This window comes from candidate division KSB1 bacterium (assembly GCA_022562085.1).
Lineage (GTDB): Bacteria > Zhuqueibacterota > Zhuqueibacteria > Oceanimicrobiales > Oceanimicrobiaceae > Oceanimicrobium.
The window spans coordinates 1-6,874 of sequence record JADFPY010000251.1 but is presented as its reverse complement, the minus strand read 5'-3'; the positions used below and the strand labels follow the sequence as shown (position 1 = coordinate 6,874).

Genomic DNA, 6,874 nt, shown 5'->3' with positions numbered 1-6,874 from the left:
CTTTCGAGGCAAACCTGGGAGCTTCCACAAGGCAGTTGGTTGACTTGTGCGATTTAAATCATACACTGTCGGTCATCACCACCGGCCAGTCCGGCCAGAGGATGAGCAAACATTACAAAGATCAGACGCCGCTCTGGCTGGAAGGTCGGTACCGTTCAATGATTATGGGCCGAGGTGAAATTACAGAAAGGGCACAAGAACATTTAACCATAACCCCTTGGTAGCGAGATAAAATGATAAAAGACTTAAAACCCGGTGACAAATTCGTCTCCTTTTTTATATTGCGGAAAAAGGCGATTAGAACCAAGTTTAATTCCGATGAAATTTATCTATCTTTGGAATTAGGGGATGCTTCTCAAAGAATCAACGGAACGGTTTGGGAGAAGCCACAAGAAGTTTACGAGGCTATTGAGCTTGGAGACATTATGAAGGTTAAAGCCACCGCCATTCATTTTAAAGATAAACTTCATCTGAATATTGAAAAAATCAGGAAAGCCGAAGAAAGCGATGAGTTTGACATAAAAGAGCTTGTCCCGGTTGTGGATAAAGATCGCGAGGCTTTGCTGTCCCACCTTGACGAACTAATCGCCAGTGTTGAAAATTCATATTTGAAAGAACTGCTCAAGCTGGTATTCACCGACAGTGAAATCAGGCAGCAATTTAAAGACGCGCCCGGGGGAAAGCTCTGGCATCACAACTATCTCGGCGGCCTTTTAGAGCATACCCTGTCCGTGACAGACATTGCCGACCGCGTTGGCCAAATGTATCCAAATATCAAACGGGATCTTATAATAGCAGCGGGACTGCTGCACGATATTGGCAAAATTTCATCCTACACCTACAAAACACTGATCGATTTCACCGATGACGGCCGGCTGGTCGGGCACATCGTTATCGGGGCGCAGATGGTCAAAGATAAAATCCGAGAGATAAGAGATTTTCCTAAGGATTTAGAAATGGAATTGACTCATCTTATTTTAAGTCACCAGGGCAAGTTGGAGCATGCCTCCCCGGTTGTACCCATGACATTGGAAGGACTGATTCTTTATTATGCTGATGAAATAGACTCGAATGCGAATGCCTACCAGAGAATTACAAAAAGAGAAAAAGAGCCCGGCCGCAAATGGAGCTCGTATGTGAGTTTAATCAATCGCTATTTGTATTTCGGAGGCGAAGAAGAATAACCACAAACACCTCAGATGTCATGCCTGCATGTTTCTAGCAGGTATCCAGTTTTTCTTATAAGCATGGATGCCCGATTAAAAGAATTCGGGCATGACAAGAAGCGCCTTTTTCTAAAACACTTAATCAAATTCTAATAACAAACATAATATAAAATCATGAAATCATATCTTTCCCATCTCATCTGCAGCAAGTGTCAGGAAAAGTTCGACCCTCGAGAATTGCAAACATTTTGCACTTCTTGCAACAAACCGCTTTTAGCCATTTATGACCTGGAAAAAGCAAAGTCGGAGTTAAGCAGAGATATTTTTTCGGGTAGAGAAACAAACCTCTGGCGTTACTATGAGCTTTTACCGGTTTTAGACGAGAGACATATCATAACTTTGGGAGAGGGGTTTACACCGCTCATAAAATTGCAGCCTCGAATGGGTTTAGATAATATTTGGGTGAAGGATGACTCCCAAATTCCGACGGGCAGTTTTAAAGCGCGCGGCCTGGCGATGGCAATTTCAAAAGCCCATGAATTAGGAGTGAGCAAAGTCGCCATTCCAACCGCTGGAAATGCCGGCGGCGCTTTGGCGTCTTATGCCATCCGCGCCGGGATGGAATGCTTTATTTTTATGCCAAAGGATGTGCCAAATATCAATTATCTCGAATCGAAATTAACCGGTGCAAATGTGACCTTGGTTGATGGTATAATCAGCGACTGCGGTAAAATTGTGGCCGAAAGGAAAGAGGAGATGGGCTGGTTTGATGTCTCCACATTGAAAGAGCCGTACCGCATCGAAGGTAAGAAAACCATGGGACTTGAGATAGCGGAGCAATTTTCCTGGCAGCTGCCTGACGTTATTATTTATCCAACCGGCGGTGGCACCGGCTTAATCGGCATGTGGAAAGCGTTTGGCGAACTAAAGGAACTGGGCTGGCTTTCCGGCGATCTGCCGCGCATGATTTCCGTGCAGTCGACCGGCTGCGATCCGATTACACAGGCATTCGAAGCCGGAAAAATGGAGTCAGAATTTTTCGAAAATGCCGAGACGGTTGCAGCGGGATTACGGGTACCAAAAGCTTTTGGAGATGCGCTCATTCTGCAGGCGCTTAAAGAAAGCAGCGGACTTGCAGTTTCCGTTTCAGATGAAGAAATCCTCGATTCACTGAGTGAGTTGGCACAGAAAGAAGGTATGATTGTCTGCCCGGAAGGGGCTGCTACTTACGCAGCCTTAAAGCTTTTAAAAGAGAAAGGTGAGGTGAATCGTAGTGACAAAATTGTGCTTTTCAACACGGGATCCGGCTTAAAATACCCTGAGGTTCTCTCCCGAATTACCAATTAATTCTCAAGTCATTTTGTACACAAATTTTACACGTTTTTTTGCAAAATTTTAACAAAAAGCCTTGCATTTGGCTCCTGATTGTTGTATGTTTTGGCCGTCTTGATTTGATATGATGGGTGGTTGAAGGATGTTTGTGGTACAGATTCGGTAAATTTAAACCGATATTGAAAGTTATGCAAAAATGGCAAGTTTCAACTAATGCGGAGGCAGCAAGACTTTATGGAAGTTAAACATTATAAGCGCATTTACTACCCGAGATTTTTATTGCTATTTGCCTGCGTGGTAGTAGCTTATGCTTTGCTCTTTTATTTTCAAATAAGATTTTAATCTAAATTTCCAACAGACAAAAAAGGCCGCCCGTCGAGGCGGCCTTTTTTGTTTGAGTCAATTTACTCTTTCGATGTACCGGCCATCCCGCGTGTCGATTTTCAAAATATTACCCTCTTTTATAAAGAGCGGAACTTGAATTTCCGCCCCGGTTTCGAGTGTAACCGGTTTCTGCAGATTCGAAACGGTATCGCCTTTGACACCTGGCGCTGCTTCAACGACCTCCAACTCAATAAACATTGGCAGCGAAAGCGTGACAATATTTCCTTCTAAAAATAGGACCCCAACCGGATTCCCCTCTTTGAGAAACTTAAATTGGTCTCCAAGCATTTCTTTAGGAGCATTAATTTGGTCGTAAGTATCATTGTCCATCAGCACAATTTCATCTCCGGACGCGTAGAGGTACTGCATGTCTTTATTTTCAAGGCGGACTTCCTCGATATTCTCGCTAAGACGAAAAGAGTTTTCAACCACTTTGCCGGTTTTCAATTGTTTTAATTTTGTCCTGATAAAAGCCTGGCCTTTTCCCGGTTTTACATGCTGAAATTCGTTTACTATCCAGATGTTTCCGTGGTATCTTATGGCCATGCCATTGCGAAACTCTGAAACGGACGCCATTTGTTTATCCTCCAAATGTGGTCTTGATTTTCAAAAGAATTGACCGCAATTTATGTATTTTCAACTAAATAATCAATCGAAAGTTTGTATCAAATATTATATTCAACTCAGGATATTCACTTGACAATTCTTACTTTTTATTTTATTTTACGGAAGGTTAAACCAACTTAAGTAAAGTACCTTGCAATCGAAACTTAGTATAGTCATCCCCGTCTTAAATGAGGAGACAACGCTTCCCAGACTTTTGAGTGACATTGAATTTTGTAAAAGTAATCTTGATTTTCCAATTGAATGCATTATTGTTGATGGTGGGTCCCATGATCGTTCGGTAAAAATTTGTGAACAATATGATGTTTCAGTGATTCAGGGACCGAGGGGGCGGGGTCAGCAGCTTGCATGTGGCGCACAAAAGTCAAGCGGCGAAGTTCTCCTTTTCTTACACGCGGACTGCAGAATTTCACCTGAACATTGCCTGAATGCTGTTGAAACAGTGCAGGGAAATGGCCACATTGCCGGCGGTTTCATTTTGAAGTTTGATGACCGGCACCCAATTTTAAAACTGGCTGAATGGATTAACAAAATAAGATTCCGTTTTACGAAAATCTTTTATGGCGATCACGGTATTTTTCTCAGCCGTGAGTATTATCTCGCGACAGGAGGATTCCCGCTACAAAGTTTATTTGAAGATATTGAGCTATCCCGTCGTCTTAAAAAGATGGGAGATATGGTTTTGATCGCCCCTCCAGTAATTACTTCTTCGAGGCGTTTTAAAGCCGGCGGTGTTATGCGCACTTATTTGAAAATGGCATCGTTGCATATTTTGTACTGGTTTGGAGTTTCCTCTGAACGCTTGGCTGAGTGGTACAAAAAAACGTAGGTCAATTATGGTCGTCAGAGTTGATTGACGATTATCTATTTGGGTAGAAATTTGTCAGAAAGTCTTTCGGACATTTCTGACCTGTTAACTTACAAACTTTAAGGACGACTCGCATGTTATTCAAAATAGCTTGTACACTACTGTGGGTTTTGTTGGGTATGATCTTGACTATTCCTGTGGTGTTGCATTCACAAGAATTCATCAATCCTTTAGAGCAACGTGAGAAAGGTGAAGCAATTTTAGCATTTACTAAATCAGTCAAAGACCTATCCCGCTATGATCCCCTGCTTGCAAAAATTAGCCCCAATTCTACTGAGTTCATGAAGGTATTCTCCCTGAGAGTACTTGCCAAGATAAACAATCCATTAGAACTCATTGAACTCGATAAGAATGAAGATCTTAACTCTCTCAGGGTAAGAGGCGGTATGGGAAACCTTTTTCATGACAAAGATCTATATTTGCAACTAGATTTCAGTCATAAAAAGTATTATTTGTACGATTTAGTGTGGGGGCCTTTTTTTATCATTGGCACGATTACAAAAGTTGACACTCCTTGTTACGCGCCTTCCTTTGGAGTTCCAGCAATAAAGTATGAAATGTTAAATTTAATAAATATGAACACTTATTATAAGGCGGATTTGAGCGACAAAAAAATCGCCTTTGTAATGTCACCTGCGCATTACATGCGGGCGCCGGCATGGTTCATCAACTATGATACCGTCTCTAATGATACCTGGGAAGGGTTAAATGATGTTTTTATTGGTATGCCAATAAGACATCGATTTGATGTCGGTAGCAGGGTTGCTGTGTTTCTATCGGGAACCCCAAATAATTTTAATTGCTTGCAAGCCCTAAATAATGGTGACGCGAATTTGCCTACGTTGCATTTTCCTGCAACGGGGGGCAGGGGTTTTCCGGTAGAAGGCGATTATGTTGTTGATGTCAACCGGTATTTCAGTCAAAGTGAAAAAATAAGTATCGAAGATGTCAAGACCAAGATAACTTCTATTATGGACGAAGTCGCAAACTGGGGGGAATAAACATGAGAAGTATTGCCCTTTTTCTGTCAACGCAAGACCATCATGAAAAACACGCAGATCCAACAATTACAAAAAGAAATCATAGCCTGCACAAAATGTCCTCGATTGGTCGCCTGGCGGGAGAAAATTGCTGAGGAAAAAGTCCGGCGGTTTGCCCACGAAACTTACTGGGGGAAACCAATTCCAAGTTTTGGCGATCCCAAAGCAGAGCTTCTGATCGTCGGCCTTGCACCGGCGGCTCACGGCGGCAACAGAACCGGCCGGATGTTTACCGGCGATCGCAGTGGAGATTGGCTGTTTCGTGCTTTGCATAAGTTTGACTTTGCCAATCAACCGACTTCCACAGATGGAAATGATGGACTGGTTTTGAAGGGGTGTTATATCACCGCAGCGCTACATTGCGCACCTCCTCAAAACAAACCCACTGCTGAGGAAAAAGGCAACTGCCTGCCGTATCTTTATAATGAGATTCAGCTTTTAAAAAGTGTGCAGGTTGTCATTGCTTTGGGTAAAATTGGCTTTGATACGGTAACTACAACGTATCAGGACTTGGGACTTACAGATTTTAAAAAACGACCTGTTTTTGAGCATGCGGGTGAAACCAAACTTAACTCTAAACTCACGCTTGTGGCATCCTACCATCCCAGTCAGCAAAATACTTTTACCGGGAGACTCACTGAGCCCATGTTTGACGCCGTTTTTAATAAGGCTAGAAAAATAATTAATTTACAAAAATGATCTGTTTGATTATAAAAACTTTGGAGGATTTATGTATTTCAGGTTCCCACTTTTATTGTTGATCCTCGTCGCCGGGTTGGTCGGCATCATTATTTTTAAAGACCATTTGGATGACCGAGTATCGGCTGCTAATAAAGCTGAACCGGTGAAAATCCCTTCGGCGGAAATACCTGAAATTTCGGAGGATATTTCAGCCACTCATTTGGCAGCATTGCACAGCATCGGCAGCAGTGATTTGCGCCGGCATGTGGTGTTTTTGGCAGACGATTCATTAGAAGGGCGTGATACCGGTTCGCGCGGCGCCAGGATAGCCGCTCTCTATATTTCAAGTCAATTTGATAAATTTGGACTGCGCCCGGTAGGTGAAGACGGCTCTTATTATCAACCGGTTTATTTAAATGAAAAAAAAATTTCGGCCGACTCAGAATTTAAAATAGAAATCGATGGCGAAATGATCCCGTTAAAATATAAAGATGACTTCCTGGTGGTAACTGCACCCAATCAAAGCGGAGTGGAAGTGACACGCGATTTGATATTCACTGCTTTTGGCATTCAGGCTTCAGAGTTCGAGTATGATGATTTTAAAAACTTGGATGTAAAGGGCAAAGCAACTATCTACGTCAGCGGTGAACCACCTTCTGAGGATGAGAAATATTTTGAAGGAAGTAAGGCAAGCCAATATTCAAACGGCTCTGTAAAAAGAAGAACAGCAAAAGAAAATGGTGCAGCTGTCACCATTGGCATCGCTCTACCGGAACTGT

Annotated in this window: 8 protein-coding genes; 7 read left to right on the top strand and 1 reads right to left on the bottom strand. The window is 42.6% G+C overall.

From position 1 onward, the window contains the following. The 3 genes from IH879_17040 to IH879_17030 all read left to right on the top strand — a co-directional run. On the top strand, positions 1-224 hold a 224-nt coding region (locus IH879_17040), incomplete at its 5' end, for a penicillin acylase family protein (GenBank protein MCH7676631.1). A 9-nt stretch (positions 225-233) separates the two neighbouring features. Then, positions 234-1,184 (top strand): HD domain-containing protein, encoded by a 951-nt coding sequence (locus IH879_17035; protein ID MCH7676630.1) that lies wholly within the window; start codon positions 234-236, stop codon positions 1,182-1,184. A gap of 156 nt (positions 1,185-1,340) precedes the next feature. Then, positions 1,341-2,513, top strand: a complete 1,173-nt coding sequence (locus IH879_17030) for a threonine synthase (GenBank protein MCH7676629.1) — start codon at positions 1,341-1,343, stop codon at positions 2,511-2,513. A gap of 384 nt (positions 2,514-2,897) precedes the next feature. Here the strand turns inward: IH879_17030 and efp are convergent, their stop codons facing one another. Then, positions 2,898-3,458 carry an elongation factor P gene (gene efp, locus IH879_17025; protein ID MCH7676628.1) on the bottom strand — a complete coding sequence of 187 codons (561 nt, stop codon included), beginning with the start codon at positions 3,456-3,458 and terminating at the stop codon, positions 2,898-2,900. Between the two features lie 181 nt (positions 3,459-3,639). Between efp and IH879_17020 the strand changes: the two genes are divergently transcribed. The 4 genes from IH879_17020 to IH879_17005 all read left to right on the top strand — a co-directional run. Beyond that, a complete protein-coding gene (locus IH879_17020) occupies positions 3,640-4,335 on the top strand; it encodes a TIGR04283 family arsenosugar biosynthesis glycosyltransferase (GenBank protein MCH7676627.1) in 696 nt (231 codons plus the stop codon). 113 nt (positions 4,336-4,448) lie between these two features. Beyond that, the gene (locus tag IH879_17015; protein MCH7676626.1) at positions 4,449-5,375 is read left to right on the top strand and encodes a hypothetical protein; all 927 of its coding nucleotides are present in this window, start codon (positions 4,449-4,451) and stop codon (positions 5,373-5,375) included. A gap of 42 nt (positions 5,376-5,417) precedes the next feature. Further along, entirely contained in the window at positions 5,418-6,113 is a 696-nt protein-coding gene (locus IH879_17010; protein MCH7676625.1) for a uracil-DNA glycosylase, read from the top strand. Between the two features lie 31 nt (positions 6,114-6,144). After that, positions 6,145-6,874 (top strand): hypothetical protein (locus IH879_17005; GenBank protein MCH7676624.1); only part of this gene is annotated, 730 nt, incomplete at its 3' end.

Coding starts and splice junctions, on each gene's coding strand:
- IH879_17035 (MCH7676630.1), top strand. CDS start 234: ATGATAAAAGACTTAAAACCCGGTGACAAATTCGTCTCCTTTTTTATA.
- IH879_17030 (MCH7676629.1), top strand. CDS start 1,341: ATGAAATCATATCTTTCCCATCTCATCTGCAGCAAGTGTCAGGAAAAG.
- efp (MCH7676628.1), bottom strand. CDS start 3,458: ATGGCGTCCGTTTCAGAGTTTCGCAATGGCATGGCCATAAGATACCAC.
- IH879_17015 (MCH7676626.1), top strand. CDS start 4,449: ATGTTATTCAAAATAGCTTGTACACTACTGTGGGTTTTGTTGGGTATG.
- IH879_17010 (MCH7676625.1), top strand. CDS start 5,418: ATGAAAAACACGCAGATCCAACAATTACAAAAAGAAATCATAGCCTGC.